Source organism: Sodalis sp. RH21, from assembly GCF_047324175.1.
Taxonomy (GTDB): domain Bacteria; phylum Pseudomonadota; class Gammaproteobacteria; order Enterobacterales; family Enterobacteriaceae; genus Acerihabitans.
On record NZ_CP178732.1, the window covers coordinates 5,683,838 to 5,708,321 of the forward strand.

A 24,484-nucleotide genomic window follows, 5' to 3' on the forward strand; every position below is an offset into this window, starting at 1 on the left:
GGCCCGCTTAATAATAACGCAAATCGCCGGGCGAAAGTGAGTTCATAAAAAAAGGCAGCGATCGCCGCTGCCTTGCAGATTTAACAACGAACAATGCGATTAAATATCGATATTCGCCGCTTTCAGGGCGTTTTCTTCGATAAAGGCGCGCCGTGGTTCCACCGCGTCGCCCATCAGCGTGGTAAACAGCAGATCGGCGGCAATGGCGTCTTTAACCGTAACGCGCAGCATACGGCGGCTTTCCGGGTCCATAGTGGTTTCCCACAGCTGTTCCGGGTTCATTTCACCCAACCCTTTGTAACGCTGGATGGCCAGGCCGCGGCGGGATTCCTTCACCAGCCAGTCCAAAGCCTGCTCGAACGTGGTTACCGCCAGGCGGCGTTCGCCGCGTTCAACATAGGCATCTTCTTCCACCAGCCCGCGCAACTTTTCGCCCAGCGTACAAAGTTTACGATATTCGCCACCGTGGAAAAACTCAAAGTCCAGCACGTAGTCGGTATCCACGCCGTGGGTACGGATGCGCAATACCGCCTCGAACAGTTGGCGCTCGCGGTTCTCGCGGACTTCAAAGCTGTAGCTGCTGCCATGCTTCTCGTTTTGATTGAGTTCCCCAACCAATGCGCCAATCCACGTTTTCACATGCTCCTGGTTAGCCAGATCCGCTTCGGTAAGCGAAGGCTGGTAAATCAGGTGGTTAAGCAACGCACGCGGATAGCGGCGCTCCATGCGGCCGATCATTTTCTGCACCGCATAATGTTCGGCAACCAGGCTTTCCAGCGGCGCACCGGCAAGTGCCGGCGCATGTTCATTGATATGCAGGGCCGCGCCGTCCATCGCCAGGGAAATCTGGTACTGGTCCATCGCCTCATCGTCCTTGATGTACTGCTCTTGCTTGCCTTTTTTCACTTTATACAACGGCGGCTGGGCAATAAACACGTGGCCCCGTTCGATGATTTCCGGCATCTGGCGATAGAAAAACGTCAACAGCAGGGTGCGTATATGGGCGCCATCGACGTCGGCATCGGTCATGATGATGATGTTGTGGTAGCGCAGCTTTTCAGGATTGTATTCATCCCGGCCGATGCCGCAGCCCAGCGCGGTAATCAGCGTGGCCACTTCCTGCGAAGAGAGCATTTTATCAAAACGCGCTTTCTCGACGTTGAGGATTTTCCCTTTCAACGGCAGTATCGCCTGATTTTTACGGTTGCGCCCCTGCTTGGCCGAACCGCCGGCGGAGTCCCCTTCCACCAGATAGAGTTCGGACAAGGCCGGATCGCGCTCCTGGCAGTCGGCCAGCTTGCCCGGCAGGCCGGCCAAATCAAGCGCGCCTTTGCGGCGGGTCATGTCGCGGGCCTTGCGGGCCGCTTCACGGGCGCGGGCGGCATCGATAATCTTGCCGACCACGATTTTGGCATCGGCGGGGTTTTCCAGCAAATAGGCCACCAGGCGCTCGTTCATTTGCGTCTCGACGGCGGTTTTTACTTCGGAAGACACCAGTTTGTCTTTGGTTTGCGAAGAAAACTTCGGATCGGGCACTTTCACCGACACCACGGCAATCAGGCCTTCGCGGGCGTCGTCACCGGTGGCGCTGACCTTCGCTTTTTTACTATAGCCTTCTTTTTCCATATACGAGTTCAGGGTGCGGGTCATCGAGGCGCGAAAACCGACCAGATGCGTACCGCCGTCGCGCTGCGGGATATTATTGGTAAAGCAGTAGATATTTTCCTGGAAACCATCATTCCATTGCAGCGCGATTTCCACGCCGATACCGTCTTTTTCCGTGGAAAAATAGAAGACATTGGGATGGATCGGGTTTTTGTTTTTACTCAGATATTCCACAAAGGCTTTGATGCCGCCCTGGTAGTGGAAGTGATCTTCTTTATCATTACGCTTATCTATCAGGCGGATGGACACGCCGGAGTTAAGGAATGACAGTTCACGCAGCCGCTTGGCCAGAATTTCATATTGAAATTCGGTATTGTTGGTGAACGTCGCCAGGCTCGGCCAGAAACGCACGGTAGTGCCGGTCAGCTCGGTATCGCCAACCACCGCCAGCGGGGACTGGGGAATACCGCCTTTATAGGTTTGTTCATGCACTTTGCCTTCGCGCCTGACCACCAGCTCCAGCTTTTCCGACAGGGCGTTTACCACGGAAATGCCCACGCCATGCAGGCCGCCGGACACTTTGTAGGAGTTGTCATCAAACTTGCCGCCGGCGTGCAGCACCGTCATGATGACTTCCGCGGCGGAAACGCCTTCTTCTTCATGGATGCCGGTGGGAATGCCGCGGCCGTCATCCTGTACCGATACGGAGTTATCTTCGTGGATGATCACCACGATTTCTTTACAATGGCCAGCGAGTGCTTCGTCAATAGAGTTATCTACAACCTCGAATACCATATGGTGCAGACCGGTGCCGTCATCCGTATCACCGATGTACATCCCTGGGCGTTTGCGCACCGCGTCCAGTCCTTTGAGTACTTTGATACTTGAGGAGTCATAAGAATTCGACATCAACGTTTCTCGCTCATTTTAAACTTCGGATTGAATACTTATTTTACCCTGTTCCACTTGGAACATCCTGCCCTTTTCGTCCGTAATATCACGGATTTGTTCAGCGCTCAGCGCGCTGACAAACACCTGGGCCCGGGTGGCTTTCAGGCGCTCCGCCAGCAACCGGCGCCGGCCGGTATCCAGCTCGGATGCGAAGTCATCTATGAGGTAGAGACACCGCCGCCCGCTCTGGCGGGTAAGAAACTCACCCTGCGCCAGGCGCAGGGCGCACATCAATAATTTCAGCTGGCCGCGAGAGAGGATATCCTCCACCGGAATGCCTTCGGCGCGGATGCGAAAATCCGCCTTGTGCGGGCCAGATGCAGTATAGGTCAACGCCCGATCGCGCTCAAACTGACGCTCCAGAAGCTCGCCGTAGTCGCTTTCGCGATCCCATCCGCGCTGAAAACTGAACTCCAGGCGGAACTCGGGTAAAAACTGGGCGCAGGTGGCGGTAATATCCACCGCTATGGCCTCGCTGTACTCGGCGCGCCACCGGCTGATCAGCCCCGCCAGGGGAATCAGTTCCTGGTCCCAGGCGCGCAGCTGCGCGTAACGGCTGACCTGGCGCAGGGCCGCGTTGCGCTGCTTAAGCAAGCGTTTAAGGTTGCTCCAGGCGTTGAAAAAACCCGGTTCGTGGTGAAAACACCCCCAATCCATAAAGGCGCGACGGTATTTCGGCCCCCCGTTGAGCAGCGTAAAACCTTCAGGGGTAATCAGCTGCATGGGCAGCAACTGGGCCAGTTCGGCGACCTTATGGCCGTCGCTGCCGTCGATACGCACCCGGCTGTCGCCCTGGCGGCTTTTGCTCAGCCCCACCGAGCTTTGCCGGTCGCCTTCGGCCACGCCGTCAATGCGCCCGTGCAGGGTGAATTCCGGCTGGTCGTGGCGAATAACCCGCCCCACCTGCAAACTGCGGAACGCCCGCCCGTGACCAAGAGTGTAAATGGCTTCCAATACGCTGGTTTTGCCGCTGCCGTTGGCGCCGACCAGAAAATTGAAATCGGCTGCCAGGGCGAGATCGGCGGACTCGATATTACGGAAATCACGGATAAGCAGGCGGGATAAGGCCATTAAGTCACATTACCTTACCACATCTCTAGAGACGCATCGGCATAACAACATACGCTGCCGCCTGGCTGGCGCAGTCTTCGATCTGCACGCTGGAAACCCCATCGGTAAGCAATAAACGGACATTTTCACTTTTCAAGGCGTTCAGCACGTCGAGCACGTAGCTGACGTTAAAGCCGATTTCCATTTCGGTGCCCTGATAGTTGACGTCCAGGATCTCTTCCGCTTCTTCCTGCTCGGGATTATTGGCGGTGATTTTCAACTGGTCGGTGCTGAGGTACAGCCGTACGCCGCGAAACTTCTCATTGGACAAAATGGCGGCGCGGGCAAAAGCCTGTTTCAGCACGTCGCAGCCCGCTTCCAGGGTTTTGTCGGGGTTCTTCGGCAATACGCGGCGATAATCCGGGAAGCGGCCGTCAACCAGCTTGGAGGTAAAGATATAATCACCCACGCTGGCGCGGATATTATTGGTGCCGATTTGCAGTTTCAACGGCGTTTCGCCGCCGTCGAGCATCCGGACCAGCTCCATTACCCCTTTGCGCGGCACGATCACCGAATGGGAAGGCAGCGCTTGCCCCACGGGCATGGAACACACCGCCAGCCGGTGGCCGTCGGTGGCCACGGTGCGCAGCTCCTCGCCTTCGGTCTCGAACAGCATGCCGTTAAGATAATAACGCACGTCCTGATGGGCCATGGAGAACTGGGTGGATTCAATCAGCCGTTTCAGCGTGGCCTGCGGCAGGATGAATTCCACGTCGCTTTGCCAGTCGTCCAGGTTGGGAAAGTCGCTCGCCGGCAGGGTTGACAGCGAAAAGCGGCTGCGCCCGGAGCGGATCAGCATGCGATCGCCCTCCAAAATGACCGTAATCTCGGCGCCGTCGGGCAAACCGCGGCAAATATCGAAAAATTTGCGCGCAGGCACGGTGGTGGCGCCCGGCTCATGGGGCTGGGACAGGGCAACTTTCGCCACCATCTCCATTTCCAGATCGGTGCCGGTCAACAATAAGCTATCCTCCGCCACCTGTAACAATAAGTTACCGAGGATCGGTAGGGTAGGACGCCCGCCTAGGGGGCTGCTCACCTGTTGCAGTGGTTTAAGCAGATGCTCTCGTTCAACGATAAATTTCATAAGTTAGGAAGATAATGTTCTGATTAAGTTGGAGTAATCTTCTTTGATATCGTGGCTCTCTTCACGCAGTTGCTCAATCTTGCGGCACGCGTGCAGCACCGTGGTGTGATCGCGCCCGCCGAAAGCGTCGCCGATTTCCGGCAGGCTGTGATTCGTCAGCTCTTTCGATAACGCCATCGCCATTTGGCGCGGGCGCGCTACGGACCGGGAACGCCGCTTGGACAACAGGTCGGCCACCTTGATTTTATAATATTCCGCGACGGTTTTCTGGATATTATCGATGGTAACCAGCTTTTCCTGCAAGGCCAGCAAATCGCGCAGCGCTTCGCGCACGAAATCAATGGTAATGGCGCGGCCGGTGAAGTTGGCATTGGCGATCACCCGGTTAAGGGCGCCTTCCAGTTCGCGCACATTGGATCGCAGGCGCTTGGCAATAAAAAAAGCCACTTCCCCCGGCAGGCGGATATCGTTCTCGTCGGCCTTCTTCATCAGGATCGCTACGCGCGTTTCCAGCTCCGGCGGCTCGATCGCCACCGTCAGGCCCCAGCCAAAGCGGGATTTCAAACGATCCTCCACCCCGTTGATCTCCTTGGGATAACGATCGGAGGTCAGGATGATTTGCTGGTTACCTTCGAGCAGGGCGTTAAAGGTGTGGAAAAATTCTTCCTGGGAACGCTCTTTATTGGCAAAAAACTGGATATCATCGATCAGCAGCGCATCCACGGAGCGGTAGTAGCGTTTGAACTCCTCGATGGCGTTATTCTGCAATGCTTTCACCATATCCTGCACAAAACGTTCGGAGTGCATATAGACCACCCGGGCGTTGGCCTTGCGCGCCATGATGCCATTGCCCACCGCTTGCAGCAGATGCGTTTTGCCCAGGCCGGTGCCGCCGTATAAAAACAGCGGGTTATAGGCGCCGCCGGGGTTGTCCGCCACCTGGCGCGCCGCCGCGCGCGCCAATTGGTTGGATTTACCTTCCACGAAGTTGTCAAAATTATGCTTCGGATTTAAGTTCGATCGGTAAGACAGCTCAGGCTGTACCGGCGAACTGTCCCAGCTTGGCCGCGCGAGCCTGGGACGGGCCGCCTGCACCGGCGCCTCGCTGGGGTGGCTGACCGGTTGCTGCTGCTGGGCCACTACCACCGACAACGGCGGCTTGCTGCCGACTTCAAAACGCAGCAACGGCGCATCCGTGCCGCAAAAGTCATTTAACAACCCATTGATATTATTAAGATACTTATCGCGAACCCAGTCGAGCACAAAACGATTCGGGGCGTACAACGCCAGAGTGTTTTCACTCAGTTCCGCCTGAAGAGGGCGTATCCACATACTGAATTCTGTGGCAGGTAACTCATCCTGTAATCGGGCAAGACATTGCTGCCAAAGCGAAAGTGACACGGCGGACTCCAATCGAACAAGATCAACAAAAGAAAAGAAACAAAACTGTATGATTCAGGATCATCTTTTTGACACAGATAACCGCGATAGCCACCTGCGAACCGCCTTTAACGGTTTACCGCAACGAAACCCGAGGAGGATCCCATCAGGGACTGCGGATCATAACGCAAAGCACGCCAGAGATCTTCCTCTTCTACACAGTTTTGATCCTTTTTATCCACAGGCTGTTAAGGGCGGGAAAGAGTGTAACTGATTCTCCTTCCGCTGGATAAAATGTAAGTCTTATATCAGTAAAATTAAGCATAGTCTGATTTTTAGCCACTGCCCCGCGCCGGACGATCCTAATAATAATGTACTTGATCCCGGCAGATCCTTGCGCTTTGCCCCGGAACCCGTATAATTCTCAGCCCTACACGTGTCGCCTGTTTTCCTTGTCTGTTTTCAGATGCTGATTCCGGGACGGGCACGGGTATCCAGGTGGGTAAAACGTGATGAGAATTGACTCAGGACTGTACAGTTATTACAATCCCCGCCTCTTTATCCTTTGATGCGATTGAGGCGTCGGTCTTTTTCACGCCGAGTAGCCAAACGCGTTTACTGTGAAGTCACATATTTGTTTAGGTATAAATCGCTATGAAACGCACTTTCCAACCGTCCGTATTGAAACGTAACCGTACCCACGGTTTCCGCACCCGTATGGCAACGAAGAATGGTCGTCTGGTTTTGGCACGTCGTCGTGCTAAAGGCCGTACACGCCTGTCCGTATCTTCGAAGTAATAAAGCTAACCCCCGGTGGTTAAGCTAGCTTTCCCCAGGGAGTTACGGTTGTTAACTCCCACTAATTTTACTTTCGTCTTCCAGCAGCCACAACGGGCCGGCACGCCGCAAATCACCATCCTCGGCCGCCTGAATACGCTGGGGCATCCCCGCGTCGGTCTGACGGTCGCCAAAAAACATGTCAAACGGGCTCATGAACGCAACCGGATCAAGCGCCTGACGCGCGAAAGCTTCCGCACGCATCAGCACGCCCTGCCCGCCATGGATTTTGTCGTTATCGCCAAAAAAGGGGTGCAGGATCTGGATAATCACGCTTTGACGGAAGCGTTGGAAAAATTATGGCGCCGCCATTGTCGCCAGTCTCCAGCCTGTTAATCGGGTTGATACGCGGGTATCAGCTGTTAATCAGCCCGTTGCTGGGGTCTCACTGCCGGTTCCAGCCAAGTTGTTCGCAGTACGGTATTGAGGCGTTACGCCGGTTCGGAATGTTAAAAGGCAGTTGGTTGACATTGAAACGCGTATTAAAATGCCATCCTTTGAACCCAGGTGGCGATGACCCCGTGCCGCCGAAAACCAACGATAACAGAGAACACTAACGATGGATTCGCAACGTAATCTTCTTGTCATCGCTTTGCTGTTCGTGTCGTTCATGATCTGGCAGACCTGGCAGACGGACCATAATCCGCAGCCGACTACAGTCCCGACGACGCAGCAACAGACAGCGAGCACAGCAACCGGTGATGCAGTAAATCAGGGAATACCCGCCAGCGGGCAGGGGCAACTGATCACGGTGAAAACCGACGTTTTGTCGCTTTCCATCAATACCCGCGGCGGCGACGTTGAGCAGGCTCATCTGCTGACTTATCCTGACAAGTTGGGTTCCGATCAGCCTTTCCATTTGCTGGAAACCTCCCCCGAGTTTGTTTATCAGGCGCAAAGCGGCCTGACCGGCAAAAACGGACCGGATAACCCGGCCAATGGCGAACGCCCGCTATATAATATCAACCAGGATACGTATGTGCTGGCGGATAACCAGGGCGAGCTGCGCGTTCCCTTGACTTATACCGCGCCCGACGGCGTGGTCTATACCAAGACCTTTATCCTGAAACGGGGCGATTACGCGGTGAACGTTGAGTACGGCATCAACAACACCAGCGAGAAACCCCTGGAATTGGCGCTGTTCGGCCAGTTGAAGCAATCCGTCGATTTACCGAAACATCGTGATACGGGCAGCAGCAACTTTGCGCTGCATACCTATCGCGGCGCGGCGTACTCATCAAGCGAAACCAAATATAAGAAATACAGCTTCAGCGATATTAAAGATGCGCCGCTGAGCATCACTACCCAGGGCGGCTGGGTGGCCATGCTGCAACAATACTTCGCCACGGCGTGGGTTCCGGGCACGCAGGCCGCCAATACCTTCTTCACCACCCAAATGGACAACGGCCAGGCCGCGGTGGGTTTTAAAGCCACGCCGGTTACCGTAGCGCCGGGCACCGAAAGCAAGCTGGGCGCGACGTTATGGGTAGGCCCGGAAGTTCAGGACAAAATGGCGGCCATCGCCCCTCACCTGGATCTTACCGTGGATTACGGCTGGCTGTGGTTTATCAGCCAGCCGCTGTTCAAGTTGCTGAAGTTTATCCATAGCTTCGTGGGCAACTGGGGCTTCTCCATCATCGTTATCACCTTTATCGTCCGAGGCATCATGTATCCGCTGACCAAGGCGCAATACACCTCCATGGCGAAAATGCGCATGCTGCAGCCGAAACTGGCCGCCATGCGTGAAAAAATCGGTGACGACAAACAGCGCATGAGCCAGGAAATGATGGCGCTGTACAAGACGGAAAAGGTCAATCCGCTGGGCGGCTGCCTGCCGCTGGTCGTACAGATGCCAATCTTCCTGGCGCTGTATTACATGCTGATGGGGTCCATTGAACTGCGCGGCGCGCCCTTTATCCTGTGGATTCAGGACCTTTCCGCACAGGACCCGTATTACATTCTGCCGATCCTGATGGGCATCACGATGTTCTTCATCCAGAAGATGTCGCCGACCACCGTCGCCGATCCGATGCAGCAGAAAGTCATGACCTTTATGCCGGTAATCTTCACCGTGTTCTTCCTGTGGTTCCCGTCGGGCCTGGTGCTGTATTATATCGTCAGCAACCTGGTGACCATTATCCAGCAACAGTTGATTTACCGCGGTCTGGAAAAACGTGGGCTGCATAGCCGCGATAAAAAGAAATAACCGCGCGTCATTCATACCCAATAGATTTCGAGTTGCGCGAAGGCGGCAAGGGAGAGAGCCCGATGAGCTTACCCAGGTAAGTGATTCGGGTGAACGAATGCAGCCAACGCGCCCGCGGCTCGAAAGATGAAGGGTATCGGTTAAACTTGCTAAGGCGGTCATTAGACCGCCTTAGCTTTTTTTTTTAACGCATCAACCCGAATGCGAAGAGAGAACAGCATGAGCCAAATGGATACCATCGTAGCCCAAGCCACGCCGCCCGGACGCGGCGGGGTAGGCATTCTGCGCGTTTCCGGCCGCCTGGCCGCCGAGGTGGCGCGCCAAGTGCTGGGCAAACTGCCCCGACCGCGTTACGCGGATTATCTGCCGTTTCGCGCTAGCGACGGCAGTACGCTGGACCAGGGCATCGCGCTGTTTTTCCCCGGCCCGAATTCCTTCACCGGCGAGGACGTGCTGGAGTTGCAGGGCCACGGCGGCCCGGTGATATTGGATATGCTGCTTAAACGCATCCTGGGGCTGCCTGGGCTGCGTATTGCGCGACCGGGGGAGTTCTCCGAACGCGCCTTTCTCAACGATAAGCTGGATTTGGCCCAGGCCGAAGCCATCGCCGATTTAATCGACGCCAGTTCCGAGCAGGCCGCCCGATCGGCGGTTAACTCCCTGCAGGGGGTATTTTCCCAGCGGGTGCATCAATTGGTGGAAGCACTCACTAACCTGCGCATCTATGTGGAAGCGGCGATCGACTTCCCCGATGAGGAAATCGACTTCCTATCGGACGGCAAAATCGAAGGCCAGCTTAACCGCGTCATGGGCGAACTGCGCGACGTACGCGCCGAAGCCCGCCAGGGCAGCCTGCTGCGCGAAGGCATGAAAGTGGTGATCGCCGGCCGCCCCAATGCCGGCAAATCGAGCCTGCTCAACGCCCTGGCGGGCCGCGAGGCGGCTATCGTCACCGCCATTGCCGGCACCACCCGCGACGTGCTGCGCGAGCATATCCTGCTAAACGGCATGCCGCTGCATATCATCGACACCGCCGGCCTGCGCGAAGCCGGCGACGAAGTGGAGCGCATCGGCATCGAGCGCGCCTGGCAGGAAATCGAGCAGGCCGATCACGTATTGCTGATGGTTGACGGCGCCAGCACCGCCGTCAATGACCCCGATCAGCTGTGGCCGGAGCTGATCGCCCGCATTCCGCCGAGCCTGCCGCTGACGGTAGTGCGCAATAAGGCGGACTTAACCGGGGAAGCGCCCGGCCTAGGTGAAGTAAGCGGTCACTCACTTATTACGTTATCCGCCCAGTCCGGTGACGGAGTCGACTTGCTGCGTGAACATTTACAGCAGAGCGTAGGGTTTAACGGCAGCCTCGAAGGGGGCTTCCTGGCCCGCCGCCGCCATCTGCAGGCGCTGGATATCGCCGCCGAGCATCTGGTACAGGGTAAAGAACAGTTAGTAAGCGCTTACGCGGGGGAATTGCTGGCCGAGGAGCTACGGCTGGCCCAGCAGGCGCTGAGCGAGATTACCGGCGAATTTACCTCGGACGATTTGCTGGGGCGGATATTTTCAAGTTTTTGTATCGGGAAGTGAGTCCGGTTCCGCAGACGTCCACCCAATTCCGCTAATCCCATATGACTGATTGTTTTATGGGATTTTTATTTCCATTTCGGTTTATACCCTTCCGCTGAAAGCCAGCAATTTTTGTGCCCACGTCTGTGCCCTAAATCAGCAATAAATTTTTTTTATGATTGCCCGGTAGTCGCCCACAAGATAAAGAGTAATAGGTAACACCTTATACTCCATAAGAAGCCTGCACCATGTCAACATCAAGCACCACACTCAAAATCGACGACAGGCTCAAAGAGCGTGTCAAAAAACTGGCGGATTCACGCGATCGTAGCCCGCATTATCTGATGATAGCCGCTATCACTCAATACATTGAACACGAAGAGGCACGCGAGAGTTTTAAGCAGGAAGCCATCGACTCCTGGAGTGAATATCAGGAAACGGGTCTGCATCTGACCGGTGATGAAGTCAAAACCTGGCTGCGTGGTTGGGGAACAGAAGCGGAAACGGATATTCCTGAATGCCACAAGTAATTATCACTCAACGGGCTGCAACCGGCTTAACTCGCTATCGTAAGCTCCTGACCAATAAAAATCCGCTGGCAGCCATCACGGCGGGTCAAGTGCTCGAAGCGCATTTTGAGCAATTGGAAAACAACCCGGAAATGGGCCGCCCTTTTACTGAGCTGCCGGTATTACGGGAACTGATGATTGAATCCGGCGACTCCTGCTATGTGGCGTTGTACCGCTACGAGAAAATAGAAGACCGTGTTTATGTGCTGGCTTTCGCCTTCAGAAAGAAGCAGGATATTAACCCGCGAGAATTCAAAGTGTTATAAGCGACTTCCGTTGTATGTCCATAAGCATGCCCACTACACAAAAATAAGACTATAAATACAGTTGTAAATCAATAAGATGTCCAACTCACTCAGCTTCTGTATCACCGCCCAGTAGTTTCGTGTTTCGAAAATCCAGGTTCACACTTCATGACCGGGAATAAAAGACGCTTGTCGGCTATTATGGAGAATCATGGGCAAGTACCTCTATTTCATGTGCAACTGAGGGGGAAGTTCCAAAGCCTGATTCAGTGTTAAAATTGTATTAAATACCCCGGAAGACGTGCCTCTGGGCAGCTTTTTTACTCGTTTTTTACGATTACCCGGATAAGGAAACGGAAAAATCATACCGGGGTTAATTGGGTTAATTGTTGATAACAACTCGACGATCACTACTCGCCAACGTCAACCAAAATTAACCCTCATTGACTCTATCTCCTTTATTAACTCAAACAACTATCTCCGCCTCAATAATAAGCTGCCCGTTTTTTACGGTAACGGTCACCGGCTGGCCGGTAAAAAAACCACACTCATGCAGCCAGCGGCCTTTCAAGTTCAAGGCAAGGCAAGGCATTGGGCCTGCCGCCATTTGGAACGTAACCCACAGTATAATAACGAGTGGCTTTTTTTGCTTGGGATGTGCGGAATTCTGACTTAATATGCTGATTAGCCATGGTAACTACTCCGATTAGTTGCGGTGGTGAGCGGCGGTACAGGGCGCCAACCCTTTATCGCCGCGTTATTATCTATTAATAATACTCGTTAATAGGGCACTGAATTCATCGATAAACCGACTAAGGGTTTAACACTTACAAATATCATCAATAACAATATTTGTTTTTTAATAGCCACAGTTATCTATTTTTCACGCATGAAATTATTGTTGATTACAAATAAAATCATCATCACCAAAATTCAGTATTCATATGCCAAATCGTTATTTTTTGATTTTATTCCCGGTATGCGTTACTGGATACAGTCAGCAAAAACTGTCTGTATTACATTAATATGTGAAACTCGCCCAAGAATTTATTTTGTATTCCCTACGCAGCGGGGGCGTTTATATTCTGTAGATATTCATGCCGTTACAGTTCACGGATGAAAATATTCCCCACGCCCCATGATTCAGTATTCCGTAAATTTTTCAGCGACGTCAGCGTCGCCAAAGATTTCCTGCAGCTACACCTGCCGCCGGCGCTGCGCGACATGTGCGACTTCCGTACGCTGGTCGTCACCTCCGGCGCCTTTGTCGAACGCAATCTGCGCCCTCTTTTCTCCGATATCCTTTACCGCCTGCAAACCACGGCGGGAGCGGGTTATATCTATTGCGTCATCGAGCATCAGTCCAGCGCCGACAAGATGATGGCTTTTCGGATGTTGCGCTACTGCCTGCTGGCGATGCAATTTCACCTTGAGCAAGGCAATAAAGAGCTGCCGCTGGTAATACCGCTGCTGTTTTACCACGGGCCCCGAAGTCCCTATCCCTACAGCACCCGCTGGCTGGACTGCTTCCCAGATCCGGCGCTGGCGCAAGCGCTGTACACCCAGGCGTTCCCGCTGGTGGATGTCACGGTTATCCCCGACGAGGAAATCAAAACCCATCGCAAAGCGGCGTTGCTGGAGTATGTACAAAAGCATATCCGCGAACGGGATATCAACCTTCGGCAACAGGATATTGCCCAGTTGCTGGAATCAGCACAGCCCAGCAAAGAGCAGGTGCTCTGCCTGCTGCACTACCTGTCACAGGTGGGCAATACCCTTGACTCAGAAGCTTTTTTCCGTAATCTGGCGGAAAACATATCTTGTTACAAGGAGGAAATCATGACTATAGCCGAGCACATGGAACAGGTGGGACGCAATCGTGGGTTACAAGAAGTTGCCCGCAACATGCTTATTCTAGGTCTGGATCGCGACACGATCGTACGTGTCACAGGATTAAGCGATGCAGAAATTGATGCCCTGGCGGACTCAGCGGCGTAAAAATTGCCAATCCTGCTCATCGGGCGTTAACGCCCGATTTATCGATTGACTGAAAATAGTTTACCAGACTGCATCTGGCATGTAATGGCGCTTCTGGTATCGTATCATCGTTTTGGTAAACATCAAAATGCAGGTTTAAAGCATGAGCAAAAAAATTGGTAGAATCATCTTTCATTAGAATAAAAACAACCTTTAAAATAACAACATTCCATATTGAATAGATACATACTCCCATTTTATTCGCTTAAATTCATTCTTAATAACAAATAAAAACTCACCACCAAAATTAAGTATTAATAGCAAGTGATATTTAATTATTCGTTTTATTAGCGACACCCGTTACTGGACATTATCTGTAAATAACGACCGTATTACATTAATATGTGAAACTCGCCGATAATTTATTTTTTATTCCGAAATGACACAACGTCGTTTATATTCTATAGATATTCACGCCGCTATAGTGCGCGGATGAAAACATACCCCACGCCCCATGATTCAGTATTCCGTAAATTTTTCAGCGACGTCAGCGTCGCCAAAGATTTCCTGCAGCTACACCTGCCGCCGGCGCTGCGCGACATGTGCGACTTCCGTACGCTGGTCGTCACCTCCGGCGCTTTTGTTGAACGCAATCTGCGCCCTCTTTTCTCCGATATCCTTTACCGCCTGCAAACCACGGCGGGAGCGGGTTATATCTATTGCGTCATCAAGCATCAGTCCAGCGCCGACAAGATGATGGCTTTCCGGATGTTGCGCTACTGCCTGCTGGCGATGCAATTTCACCTTGAGCAAGGCAATAAAGAGCTGCCGCTGGTAATACCGCTGCTGTTTTACCACGGGCCCCGAAGTCCCTATCCCTACAGCACCCGCTGGCTGGACTGCTTCCCAGATCCGGCGCTGGCGCAAGCGCTGTACACCCAGGCGTTCCCGCTGGTGGATGTCACGGTCATCCCCGACGAGGAAATCAAAACCCATCGCAAAGCGGCATTGCTGGAGTATGTACAAAAGCATATCCGGGAACGGGATATCAACCTTCGGCAACAGGATATTGCCCAGTTGCTGGAATCAGCGCAGCCCAGCAAAGAGCAGGTGCTTTGCCTGCTGCACTACCTGTCACAGGTGGCCAATACCCTTGACTCAGAGACTTTTTTCAGTAATCTGGCGGAAAACACATTTTGTTACAGGGAGGAAATCATGACTATCGCCGAGCATATGAAGTACTTGGGGCTACAGGAAGCCGCTCTCAAGATGCTTGCTTTAGGCCTGGATCGCGCCATGGTGGCTCAGTACACAGGGTTAAGTGATACAGAAGTAGATGCCCTGGCGGACTCAGCGGCGTAAAAAGACTGCTTCCCGGATCCGGCGCTGGCGCAAGCGCTGTACACCCAGGCGTTTCCCCTGGTGGATGTCACGGTCATCCCCGACGAGGAAATCAAAACCCATCGTAAAGCGGCGTTGCTGGAGTATGTACAAAAACATATCCGCGAACGGGATATCGACCTTCGGCAACAGGATATTGCCCAGTTGCTGGAATCAGCACAGCCCAGCAAAGAGCAGGTGCTCTGCCTATTGCACTACCTTTCTCAGGTGGCCAATACCCTTGACTCAGAAGCTCTTTTCAGTAATCTGGCGGAAAACATATTTTGTTACAAGGAGGAAATCATGACTATCGCCGAGCATATGAAGTACTTGGGCCGACAGGAAGGGCTACAGGAAGGTCGACAAGAAGGTCGGCAGGAAGGGCTGCAGGAAGCCGCTCTCAAGATGCTTGTTTCAGGCCTGGATCGAGCCACGGTAGTTCAGTACACAGGACTAAGCGATGCAGAAATTGACACGCTGGCGGACTCAGAGGCATAAAAAAACCACCGCCGGACGCAAGGCGCTGATATAACCCTTGACTGAAAACGGCTCACCAGCGTTTGCCAAATACCGCAAGACATGGAATAACAACTCTGGCGCTGTATCAGCATTTCGGCAACGGCCATGATAGATAGCCGCTACCGTCCGCCCGATTGCTCCAGCAACCGCACATCTTCCGATGACAGCCGTACATCGGCGGCCGCGAGATTTTCCCGCAGATGCGTTAGCGATGACGTGCCGGGAATCAGCAATATATTAGGGGAACGCTGCAATAGCCAGGCAAGAGCCACCTGCATGGGGGTGGCATTCAGCCTGCGGGCGACGTCGTTAAGCACTTCGGATTGCAGGGGTGAAAAACCGCCCAAAGGAAAGAACGGTACCAGCGGAATGCCCTGGGCGGCAAGCTCATCGATCAGGCTATCGTCCTGGCGATACGCCAGATTATAGAAGTTTTGCACGCAGGCGATGGGCGTTATTTTCTGAGCATCGGCAATTTGAGTCGGCGTGACATTACTTAGGCCGATATGCCGAATCAGGCCGCGTTCCTTTAACTCCGCCAGCGCGGTCAGCGGGGCTTCCAGTGAGCCTTCCGCAGGATGATGGATATCCAGCATACTACGCAAATTGACGACATCTATCACCTCAAGTCCCAGATGACGCAGATTATCTTCCACCGCCTTGGTAAGTTCTTCCTGCGATGCGGCCGGGAACCAGCCGCCCTTTTCATCCCGCCGTGCGCCCACTTTGGTGACAATGCAAAGATCGTCCGCGTACGGCTGAAGCGCTTCTTTGATAAGCCGGTTGGTGATGTGCGGTCCATAGAAGTCGGATGTATCGATATGGTTTACGCCGGCAGCGACCGCTTCCTGCAAAACGCGCACACTCATGGCGGGATCGGCGGGTGGGCCAAATACTCCTGGCCCCGCCAGTTGCATTGCTCCATAGCCGATACGGTTAACCTGACGATGGCCAAGCTGATAACTGCCGGACGTATTAACGCTGGACATAGTGGCACTCCTCTTTAATGTGGGTTCATTGTATGGCGAGCAGGCTTGTGCGACTATACCGTTAAGAACAGACAGGTTGTACGGAATTCTGCACAATGCCAATCGATCTTGGACTGCTTAATGCTGTTATCGCCGTTGCCAAAGCGGGTGGTTTTCGCGAGGCGGCGCGGGCTACCAACAGTAATCCATCGCGCCTGAGCGATGCGGTACGGCGCGCCGAGCAGCAGCTGGGGGTGCGGTTATTTAACCGAACTACCCGTACCGTGGTCCTGACGGACGCCGGCAAGATGTTATTGGATCGGTTACTGCCCGCGATGAATGAAGTGGAATCGGCGATCGACGCGGTCAACGGATTCCGCGATACCCCTACCGGCACTTTACGCCTAAATGTGCCCGTCAGTGCGGCGCGCCTGGTATTACCTGATATCGTACCGGCCTTTCTGGCCAGATATCCAGAAATCCAGTTGGAGATCATTGCCGAAAGCAATGTGGTGGACATTTTTCGCGCCGGGTGCGACGCGGGAATACGTTATGACGAGAGTCTGGAACAAGATATGATTGCCGTGCCGATCGGGCCGCGCAAACAGCGCTTCGCGATAGCGGCGGCCCCCAGCTACCTCGATCGCAAGGGCCGGCCGCAGCATCCGCGGGAGTTGCTGAGCCACTCTTGCCTGCGCGGCAAGTTCGCCAGCGGCATCATTCCGGAATGGGAATTTGAAAAAGACGGCGAGACGGTCAGGCTTCAGCCTTCGGGGCCGCTAATCGTCAGCATAGGGGCGGCGGTGGATCTGGCCGTGGCAACGGCAGTGGCGGGGATCGGGGTTATCCAGCTGTTCGAGGAGTGGCTCCGTCCCCATATCGCCAATGGTGCGCTGGAACCCATATTGGAACCCTGGTGGCAACATTTTTCCGGCCCTTATCTTTATTACCCGGATAGACGTCTGGTGCCGGCACCGCTGCGCGCTTTTATCGATTTTATTCGCCAGCAGCAGCGATAATCTATTCAATCAGCGTGCTGATACACGAAGTCACCGCTTCCACAGCATGTAAAACTTGAAGAAAAGAAATGGTTCACCCTGGCGCAAACTGGAAGTAGCAGCGAGGCGGTCCAGGGTTATTATCCCCGGCAAGAAAAATGAAGATGGCCGGAGCCATCTTCGTTATGCGGGTGATGTATGAAATAATATCTATTTCATCGTAATAATAGAGACTTACCCAGCAGAGATATTACCGATCGGTGGGGAAGTCCGCACTCAAAGACACATCCGCCCAGCTGATTAATTCGGCCTGGCGGGCGCTGATATTGCCGCCAATCTGTTTAAAACCCATAGTGCCCAGCACCAGCCGGCGCGGCGGATTATCGCTATTGGCGATGTTTACCATAATGGACCCGGCGCGTGACGGATCGCCAGGCTGCTTACCGTTTCTCTGGGCCATAGCCTCACGCATGGCCCCTGCGGTTGCTTTATAATCATCGATGCGGGTCTCGGCTCTCATCATCGAGCGTCCAGCCCAGTCCGTACGGAAAGGGCCGGGTTCAATCGCGGTGACGTTGATACCCAATTCCTTTACTTCCTGGGCCAGTGCGTCGGTCAGTCCTTCCAGGGCATGTTTGCTGGCGTTGTAGACGCCCAAACCCGGGAACGCCATTAAACCGCCGGTTGAGGTGATATTAAAAATATGGCCCTGGCGGCGTTCGCGCATGCCCGGCAATACGGCTTTAGTCACCGCCATGGCACCAAAGAAATTAACATCGAACTGATGGCGGGCCTGCGCCATGCTCGTTTCTTCCACAGCGCCTTCGAGACCATAGCCTGCATTATTGACCAGTACATCAATAGGGCCGACCTCGCGCTCTATACGCGCGACGGTGGTATCAATCGACTCTTCGTGGGTGACATCCAATAACATGCCATAAGAACGGCCCGGGATCAAACTTGCAAAGGACTGACGCTGCTCTTCATTACGCAGCGTGCCGACTACGCGCTCACCCGCATCCAAAGCGGCTTTGGCAATAGCCAGGCCGAGGCCGCTGCTGACGCCGGTAATTAACCATACTTTACTCATCATATTCTCCTATGAATTTCCGAACCTGGTCATGAGACACAAGGGGTTACGGGCCAGGGATTAAAAAGTCCGCGAATTTTAAAAAGGCGGCAACAGGCCTGATCGCCTAGCGCAATCTTCTGTCGTGGATATCGGCTTGCCCGCACCTTCATTTCTGCAAAGGAGTATGCCACTATCTGTTTATTGAGATAATCCGCGAATTTTTTGATGAAGTGATGAGGTGGATTCACTAATGAATCAAATCGGCTATCATGAGTTGGGCGTATTCCTAACCATTGCGCGCCATAAAAGTTTCCGTCGCGCGGCGGATGAACTCGGCTGTACGCCATCGGCGTTAAGCCACGCTTTACGGGCGATAGAAGAGCGTCTTGACTTACGTTTATTCAATCGCACCACCCGCAGCGTGGCGTTAACCGAAGCCGGCGAAAAGCTGTTTTCCCGCGTTACCCCGGCGTTTCGCGATATCGACGATGCGCTGGAGGATCTCGATACCTTCCGCGACACGCCGACAGGATTATTGCGTATCAATGCCTCCCACGCGGCTACCCGGATGGCGCTTATGCCGATGGTGACCCGTTTTCTGGCCGCTTATCCTGGCGTCAACGTAGAGATCGTGATAGCGAATGGCTTAGTGGATATGGTATCAGAGGGTTTTGACGCTGGCGTACGCTTGGGCGAGTCTTTGGCTCAGGATATGATCGCGGTTCGTCTCGGACCCGCGGTGCGCTCGGCATATGTGGCGTCACCGGCATTTTTCCGGCGTTATCCGGTGCCGACGGAACCAGAACACCTGCGGGATTTACCCTGTATCCGGTTACGCTTCGAAACCGGACGCTATTATCACTGGGAATTCGAGCGTAATGGGATAAAGAAAACCGTCGAAGTGGCGGGGAGATTAATTGTCAGCGAGCAGGAGCTGGCTATTCAGGCCGCCCTGGCTGGTACCGGCATTGCGTTCACGTTCGAATCACAGGTAAGACAACTCGTTAAACAAGGGCAACTCGTTCGCATACTGGAGGATTGGTGTCCGGAATATCCGGGACAATTTCTTTATTACCCCAGCCGCCGGCAATTACCCGCAACATTGAGGGCTTTTGTCGACTTTATAAAATCGGAGCCGATAAAAGAGTTTGATAAATAAATTATCTACAGGAGACGGGCAGTCCTGTTTTCGTAACGGCGGCTACATCTTGGTATGCAGCTTCAATATTATGGTTAATCAGATCCCGATATTCTTTAAGGTTGCCCGAGGCTTCAAGCCAGTGTCGTTGCCACATAGAGTTGCCCCCGCTTAGCGCGCCTGTGTTTTATCGATAAAAGCGCTTAAATCACGATTAAACCGATCCGGCTCTTCAACAAAGGGGGCATGGCCCGAGTCTGCGTATAGCTTGCTTTGTACTTTCGGATTCAATTGTACCGCCCGGGCAATGGCCGGCTTCGCCTGCACCAGCGCATCGCGTTCCCCGTAGATTAATAACACCGGTATATGGGCCTTGCCGAGTCCGCGGGCAGCATCGACGCTGATGGACATCACGGCGCGCTGCATGTCCCAGGATGCCAGGGAGGCATTGGCGAGCAGGCGTTCAAAGGTGGTCACATCGGGTTTGGTATAAAAACACAGGCCAAGGAAATCACTCACCGCATCAAGGTGGGTCCTTAAATCCGGCGAGTTCAGGTCCCGGTAGACCTCTGGATGGGGTGTAATCAGCTCCGGCTTCAGTTCTATTACGCCATCCACATATACCGCGCTGGAAATATGGCTATCGCCAAACTTTGCCAGATAATTGCTTATCACCACGCCGCCCAGCGACCATCCCACCAGCGCCGGCTTACGCGCATGCGAGGACGTTATGACCGAGGCAAGATCGTCAGCCCAGCGTTGCCCGTCGGTATAGGCTGCGGCGTCCGCAGGCTTGCCGGAGAGGCCGTGGCCGCGCATATCGTAAGTAATCAGGCGATATTTCTGGAGCTGCGGACTGCTGATTTGCGCGTCCCAGTTCAGGTGGCTGCCGAGCAGTCCGTGAATAAACACAATGGGGGCGCCGTTGGGGTTGCCCGCTTCCTGGACGGCCAGTTTGACCCCGTCCGGCGCAACCACCGCGTAGCTTTTGGTCTCGGCCAGCGCGGCCGGCGACGCGGCGAATACCGCGCCGATAATAACCAGTGCGCACAGGGCGCGGGAAGACATGAATTTGAACATAAACGATACCTGACGTTGGACAGAAGCCAACAGTGTCAACCCTCACATTAGTGTTAGGGTCAAGCAGAAAAAATGATATTATTTTTCCATGAACAAAATCCCTGAACAAGATTCGCTGACCATCGGTAAACTGGCGCAAGAGACCGGCGCCAGCGTGCGCTCGATCCGCCACTACGATGAACAAGGCCTGCTCAAGTCCTACCGCACTTGTAATGGGTACCGGGCGTTTCCCCGCGCGGCGGTGGCGCAGGTCCGGCAAATCCAGCGCATGATCGCCACGGGTTTCAGCCTGGCCGAGATCCGCGCCTTTCCCGATTGCATGCTGATGATTGAAGGCGCGAGCACCTGCAGCGAAATTACCGAGATGCAACGTGAGCGCCTGGTTTCCATCGAGCGCCAGATAGCCGATCTCGAACACCGCCGCCAGCGGCTGCTCAAGACGCTGGCCGAAGGCGTGGTCCCGCCCCTGGACTAAGCAGGCCAAGGCATTCCATTTAGCGCCATGCCGCAGGCCGGCATGTCCGTCTGATCGCCGGTAAATCAGCGCTTACCCGTTGCTCTGCGCGATTCCCGCAACCGGACGCGCCCAGGCTTGAGGAGTGCATTGGACGGGGAATTACCTCGGGAGCGTTGCGGGCGCAAAGAGAGTCTTCCCTCAATGATCGCGTTTACCGCTTTATTTCGATAACGACTTTGCCAAAAGCGCCACGATCCAGGTGTTCAAATGCCGCGGGTAGTTCCGCGAAAGGATAGCGCGAATCGATTACGGGCTTGAGACCGGTCCGATCTACAGCTCGAACCAGCCTTTCCAAAGCGCTCCGACTGCCAGTACCAATCCCGTGGATAGTAACGTCCTTGAGCATCAAGGGCATGGCCGGAGCCGAGACCTCAAACCCCTCTAGCGCGCCAATCTGGCATATATGGCCGCCAACGGCCGCCAATTGCACCGACTTGCCAAGGTGCGAGCCGCCAATGACTTCAAGGATATGATCGGCGCCACGATCGCCGGTGATGGCATAGACGGCCTCCACCCAGTCTTCCCGTGTTGAATCGATGTAATGATCGGCCCCCAGCGCCCTGGCGCGTTCGCCGTTTTCCAGGCGGCCTGAGATAATCACCTCCGCCCCGCTCGCTTTGGCGATCTGCAGACCAAACAGCGCGACGCCGCCCGTGCTTGGAATGAGCACAATGTCGCCTGCACGCACCCCGGCACGCTCGACGAGCGCGAACCAGGCGGTGACCCCGGCACAGGGCAGGGTGCAGGCTTGCCAATCCTCCAGGCTTACCGGGGCCATGACAAACCACTGTTCCGACATGGCCACGCACTCGGCCAACACCCCCGGATAATACCCCCCTAGCGTCTTGTAAGCCGGGGTGCGGGCATTCCCCTGGCGGAGCCCGTCGATCCAGTCGGGCGTGAACGTCGAGATGACCCGATCGCCCTCGCTAAAGCGGGTGACGTCCTTGCCGACCCCGATTACCGTTCCCGCCAGGTCCGAACCGGGCGTGAAGGGGAATTTTAGCGGCAGTCCCCGGCCGCTTTCGATCACCATCTTGTCGCGATAGTTGAGCGCAACCGCCCCCACCTCGACCAACACCTCGTTGGGTCCCGGCGAAGGAACTGCCACCTCGCGCAGCTCAAGCCGATCCCGACCGATTGCATCAATTTCCCAACGCAACATTGTTTTTGTCATATCTATTTCTCTTTTGTCTATTCGCCGACCTAGCCGTGAACATGTCGGGGACGATGCCTCCGACTTACTTTCCGTAGTCTCGCACAATCGATTATCTATAATAATGCTCTATAATCAGCACGGGTAATTGCATGGGAGGCATCAATTTGAGAGGCACCGAGTTCGCCGAATTGGCAGCCTTCCTGGCTGTGGCAAAAGAAAAAAGTTTCAAGCGGGCGGCCGGGCGGCTCAATATGTCGCCTTCCGCTTTGAGTCATACCATCAAGTCATTGGAGGAGCGTTTGGGGGCGAGGCTGCTAAACCGAACGACCCGGAGCGTCGCCCCGACGCAGGCTGGTCAAGAATTATTCGATCGTTTGCGACCCGCCGTCGCTGAAATGGAGAGCGCTGTCCGGGATATTGGAGCCCATCAGACCAGGCCAAAGGGCGTCGTGCGCATTAACTTACCGCGCGTAGCAGCCCAGTTGGTCGTGCTCCCCGTCCTCGCCGATTTCCTGCGGGAATATCCTGATGTGCGAATAGATCTGGTGATTGATGACAACATCACTGACGTGGTAGCCAAAGGCTTTGATATCGGCATTCGATCCGGCGAACTCATTCATCAGGATATGATTGCAGTAAGGCTGACATCGGATCTCAGAATGGCGGTTGTTGGCTCGCCCGCCTATTTCGGGCGCCGATCTTTGCCGAAGGAACCACAAGAGCTTCGTGATCATGCCTGTGTCACTTATCGCTGGAACGAGACCGATGCACTATACCGCTGGAAATTCGAAGGGTCTGGCGGATCGGTCGAGGTGGAGGTCGACAGCATCGTTATCGCCAACGACACGAATTTGCTCCTTGACGCAGCGCTGGGAGGAATAGGCCTGGCTTTTCTACCAGAAAGCCTGGTCGCGCCCTATCTGGAAAGCGGGCGCCTGATCCGCTCATTGGAAAGTTGGTGCCAGCCGTTTGCCGGATTCTATCTTTATTACCCCAATAAACCTCAGATGCCCGCCGCGCTAAGAGCGTTTATCGACTTTGTAAAACTGCCGGGTTTACCTCTACCGAGGAAATAGACCCTTCCGTCTTTCCGAGATGAGCCTATGCGGCGGGACTTCCGCAAAATAATGCCGCACCACTCATCCATCCCGCTCCAGGTTGCGCAGCGTCAGCGTGAGCATACGTTGCGAAATGCCCTTCACGCCGCGCTTGATTTCCGAAAAACGCTGCTGGTTTCCAGGCGCCAGGGCCAGTAGCGACATCAGCAGGATAGTCCATTTATCGCCCAGGCGCGCCAACATGCCATGGGGAGCGCGGGGGTAAGTACCGGGCCATTGTCCATGGGTCAATGGCTCGCCGGGGCCGGCAAGCCGCTTTTATTGGCGGCGATTCAATCCCAAGCCGCGGGCGTGGCGCCCCGTTAATAATGCCGGCCCGGATCGCGGGCCTTAACTGCGCGCAACGCATTAAATCGCGCGCTGTGCGTCGTTAGAAATACCCAACTCACGATGATAGTTCTGCAGGGATGTGAAACAATACTCTCCACAATTAAGCCTGTTTTTATCAGAACCGTTAATCGCTTTAATGTAACCCGCTACGTATTTTTCAAAATTATCGGTGATATGAATTTTTTTATTATTTAATTTCTTATGCTCCATAGGAGAAATTTTAAATAAAATTGGCGAGATATATTCAGGTTTTACTAATAAACCGCTTTAGAAAAATCCAGACCTTTACCCCTGATTCCTGCCTCATCACTTTTTGTAATAATATAAGCAGCCTTATTTTTTATATTGGAACGAAGTGGCAAACCAAAAGCTAATCTTTTAATTTTAATGAAAACAATACCATAACCACGTTCCTTGGCTCTAATCCAATTATCCAATAATTTATCTAGCACCTGTACAAGGTGCATATTATCGCTGTAAAAATATTGATCTAATTTTTTAAGCTGCATCTGCTGCAATTTCCATATAATCAAAAAAAACCTGAAGGGGTTTTTTTGGCAGTTAATTCTATTTGGAGGCTTCTGTTTTTTACGTGGGGCGCTCCTGCCGCCACAAACTGCGCAATAATCATATTCGTTATCAACCCGTGCGTCAACCGAATGGCGTTCGGCGGAC

24 protein-coding genes and 1 pseudogene are annotated in these 24,484 nt (G+C 54.0%); 14 read left to right on the top strand and 11 right to left on the bottom strand.

The features are described from left to right. Positions 1–99: 99 nt before the first annotated feature. Genes gyrB through dnaA form a run of 4 tightly spaced genes read right to left on the bottom strand, consistent with a single transcriptional unit; the run spans position 100 to position 6,154 of the window. Complete coding sequence (gene gyrB, locus ACL2XP_RS26190) at positions 100–2,514, bottom strand: DNA topoisomerase (ATP-hydrolyzing) subunit B (protein WP_413736349.1); 2,415 nt, start codon at positions 2,512–2,514, stop codon at positions 100–102. Positions 2,515–2,532: 18 nt separating this feature from the next. Further along, the gene (gene recF, locus ACL2XP_RS26195; protein ID WP_413736350.1) at positions 2,533–3,627 is read right to left on the bottom strand and encodes a DNA replication/repair protein RecF; all 1,095 of its coding nucleotides are present in this window, start codon (positions 3,625–3,627) and stop codon (positions 2,533–2,535) included. Between the two features lie 25 nt (positions 3,628–3,652). After that, complete coding sequence (gene dnaN, locus ACL2XP_RS26200) at positions 3,653–4,753, bottom strand: DNA polymerase III subunit beta (protein WP_413736351.1); 1,101 nt, start codon at positions 4,751–4,753, stop codon at positions 3,653–3,655. Between the two features lie 3 nt (positions 4,754–4,756). Further along, a complete protein-coding gene (dnaA, locus tag ACL2XP_RS26205; protein ID WP_413736352.1) occupies positions 4,757–6,154 on the bottom strand; it encodes a chromosomal replication initiator protein DnaA in 1,398 nt (465 codons plus the stop codon). 633 nt (positions 6,155–6,787) lie between these two features. On the opposite strand from dnaA, the gene rpmH reads away from it, so the two are divergent. The 7 genes from rpmH to ACL2XP_RS26240 all read left to right on the top strand — a co-directional run bounded on the left by rpmH (position 6,788) and on the right by ACL2XP_RS26240 (position 11,574). Next, positions 6,788–6,931, top strand: a complete 144-nt coding sequence (gene rpmH, locus ACL2XP_RS26210; protein ID WP_162368595.1) for a 50S ribosomal protein L34 — start codon at positions 6,788–6,790, stop codon at positions 6,929–6,931. A 15-nt stretch (positions 6,932–6,946) separates the two neighbouring features. Continuing rightward, positions 6,947–7,306 carry a ribonuclease P protein component gene (rnpA, locus tag ACL2XP_RS26215; protein ID WP_413736353.1) on the top strand — a complete coding sequence of 120 codons (360 nt, stop codon included), beginning with the start codon at positions 6,947–6,949 and terminating at the stop codon, positions 7,304–7,306. Beyond that, complete coding sequence (gene yidD, locus ACL2XP_RS26220) at positions 7,270–7,527, top strand: membrane protein insertion efficiency factor YidD (RefSeq protein WP_413736354.1); 258 nt, start codon at positions 7,270–7,272, stop codon at positions 7,525–7,527. The genes rnpA and yidD overlap by 37 nt, the downstream gene beginning before the upstream one ends. 2 nt (positions 7,528–7,529) lie before the next feature. After that, entirely contained in the window at positions 7,530–9,176 is a 1,647-nt protein-coding gene (gene yidC / locus ACL2XP_RS26225) for a membrane protein insertase YidC (protein ID WP_413736355.1), read from the top strand. A gap of 219 nt (positions 9,177–9,395) precedes the next feature. Beyond that, positions 9,396–10,760: a tRNA uridine-5-carboxymethylaminomethyl(34) synthesis GTPase MnmE gene (gene mnmE, locus ACL2XP_RS26230; RefSeq protein ID WP_413736356.1), complete on the top strand. Its 1,365-nt coding sequence runs from the start codon at positions 9,396–9,398 to the stop codon at positions 10,758–10,760. Positions 10,761–10,987: 227 nt separating this feature from the next. Next, positions 10,988–11,269, top strand: a complete 282-nt coding sequence (locus ACL2XP_RS26235; RefSeq protein ID WP_413736357.1) for a CopG family ribbon-helix-helix protein — start codon at positions 10,988–10,990, stop codon at positions 11,267–11,269. Beyond that, on the top strand, positions 11,257–11,574 hold the full coding sequence (locus tag ACL2XP_RS26240; RefSeq protein WP_413736358.1) for a type II toxin-antitoxin system RelE/ParE family toxin: 318 nt from the start codon (positions 11,257–11,259) through the stop codon (positions 11,572–11,574). Before ACL2XP_RS26235 ends, ACL2XP_RS26240 begins: the two co-directional genes overlap by 13 nt. 445 nt (positions 11,575–12,019) lie before the next feature. On the opposite strand, the gene ACL2XP_RS26245 is transcribed toward ACL2XP_RS26240, so the two are convergent. Beyond that, a complete protein-coding gene (locus ACL2XP_RS26245) occupies positions 12,020–12,160 on the bottom strand; it encodes a SymE family type I addiction module toxin (RefSeq protein WP_413736359.1) in 141 nt (46 codons plus the stop codon). A 509-nt stretch (positions 12,161–12,669) separates the two neighbouring features. On the opposite strand from ACL2XP_RS26245, the gene ACL2XP_RS26250 reads away from it, so the two are divergent. The 3 genes and pseudogenes from ACL2XP_RS26250 to ACL2XP_RS26260 all read left to right on the top strand — a co-directional run. Beyond that, complete coding sequence (locus ACL2XP_RS26250; protein WP_413736360.1) at positions 12,670–13,551, top strand: Rpn family recombination-promoting nuclease/putative transposase; 882 nt, start codon at positions 12,670–12,672, stop codon at positions 13,549–13,551. A 471-nt stretch (positions 13,552–14,022) separates the two neighbouring features. After that, positions 14,023–14,892 (top strand): Rpn family recombination-promoting nuclease/putative transposase, encoded by an 870-nt coding sequence (locus tag ACL2XP_RS26255; RefSeq protein ID WP_413736361.1) that lies wholly within the window; start codon positions 14,023–14,025, stop codon positions 14,890–14,892. A gap of 15 nt (positions 14,893–14,907) precedes the next feature. Then, positions 14,908–15,408, top strand: a pseudogene (locus tag ACL2XP_RS26260) (Rpn family recombination-promoting nuclease/putative transposase); the annotation flags it as partial. Positions 15,409–15,548: 140 nt separating this feature from the next. Here ACL2XP_RS26260 and ACL2XP_RS26265 read toward each other — a convergent pair. After that, positions 15,549–16,418 (bottom strand): aldo/keto reductase family oxidoreductase, encoded by an 870-nt coding sequence (locus tag ACL2XP_RS26265; protein WP_413736362.1) that lies wholly within the window; start codon positions 16,416–16,418, stop codon positions 15,549–15,551. Positions 16,419–16,513: 95 nt separating this feature from the next. On the opposite strand from ACL2XP_RS26265, the gene ACL2XP_RS26270 reads away from it, so the two are divergent. Further along, on the top strand, positions 16,514–17,416 hold the full coding sequence (locus ACL2XP_RS26270) for a LysR substrate-binding domain-containing protein (RefSeq protein WP_413736363.1): 903 nt from the start codon (positions 16,514–16,516) through the stop codon (positions 17,414–17,416). A 229-nt stretch (positions 17,417–17,645) separates the two neighbouring features. Here the strand turns inward: ACL2XP_RS26270 and ACL2XP_RS26275 are convergent, their stop codons facing one another. Continuing rightward, positions 17,646–18,488: an oxidoreductase gene (locus tag ACL2XP_RS26275; protein WP_413736364.1), complete on the bottom strand. Its 843-nt coding sequence runs from the start codon at positions 18,486–18,488 to the stop codon at positions 17,646–17,648. Between the two features lie 229 nt (positions 18,489–18,717). Between ACL2XP_RS26275 and ACL2XP_RS26280 the strand changes: the two genes are divergently transcribed. Further along, positions 18,718–19,626 carry a LysR family transcriptional regulator gene (locus ACL2XP_RS26280; RefSeq protein ID WP_413736365.1) on the top strand — a complete coding sequence of 303 codons (909 nt, stop codon included), beginning with the start codon at positions 18,718–18,720 and terminating at the stop codon, positions 19,624–19,626. A gap of 150 nt (positions 19,627–19,776) precedes the next feature. Here ACL2XP_RS26280 and ACL2XP_RS26285 read toward each other — a convergent pair whose 3' ends face one another. Then, positions 19,777–20,685 (bottom strand): alpha/beta fold hydrolase, encoded by a 909-nt coding sequence (locus tag ACL2XP_RS26285; protein ID WP_413736366.1) that lies wholly within the window; start codon positions 20,683–20,685, stop codon positions 19,777–19,779. An 88-nt stretch (positions 20,686–20,773) separates the two neighbouring features. Between ACL2XP_RS26285 and ACL2XP_RS26290 the strand changes: the two genes are divergently transcribed. After that, entirely contained in the window at positions 20,774–21,160 is a 387-nt protein-coding gene (locus ACL2XP_RS26290; RefSeq protein ID WP_413736367.1) for a MerR family transcriptional regulator, read from the top strand. 193 nt (positions 21,161–21,353) lie between these two features. Here the strand turns inward: ACL2XP_RS26290 and ACL2XP_RS26295 are convergent, their stop codons facing one another. Further along, positions 21,354–22,379: a zinc-dependent alcohol dehydrogenase family protein gene (locus tag ACL2XP_RS26295; RefSeq protein WP_413736368.1), complete on the bottom strand. Its 1,026-nt coding sequence runs from the start codon at positions 22,377–22,379 to the stop codon at positions 21,354–21,356. Between the two features lie 131 nt (positions 22,380–22,510). Here ACL2XP_RS26295 and ACL2XP_RS26300 point away from each other — a divergent pair, with 131 nt between their 5' ends. Further along, positions 22,511–23,437, top strand: coding sequence for a LysR family transcriptional regulator (locus tag ACL2XP_RS26300; RefSeq protein ID WP_413736369.1), 927 nt, complete (start codon positions 22,511–22,513; stop codon positions 23,435–23,437). Positions 23,438–23,500: 63 nt separating this feature from the next. Here ACL2XP_RS26300 and ACL2XP_RS26305 read toward each other — a convergent pair whose 3' ends face one another. Both ACL2XP_RS26305 and ACL2XP_RS26310 read right to left on the bottom strand, forming a co-directional pair. Continuing rightward, complete coding sequence (locus ACL2XP_RS26305; RefSeq protein ID WP_413736370.1) at positions 23,501–23,710, bottom strand: winged helix-turn-helix transcriptional regulator; 210 nt, start codon at positions 23,708–23,710, stop codon at positions 23,501–23,503. 353 nt (positions 23,711–24,063) lie between these two features. Next, positions 24,064–24,318, bottom strand: a complete 255-nt coding sequence (locus tag ACL2XP_RS26310; RefSeq protein ID WP_413736371.1) for a hypothetical protein — start codon at positions 24,316–24,318, stop codon at positions 24,064–24,066. Positions 24,319–24,484 lie beyond the last annotated feature (166 nt).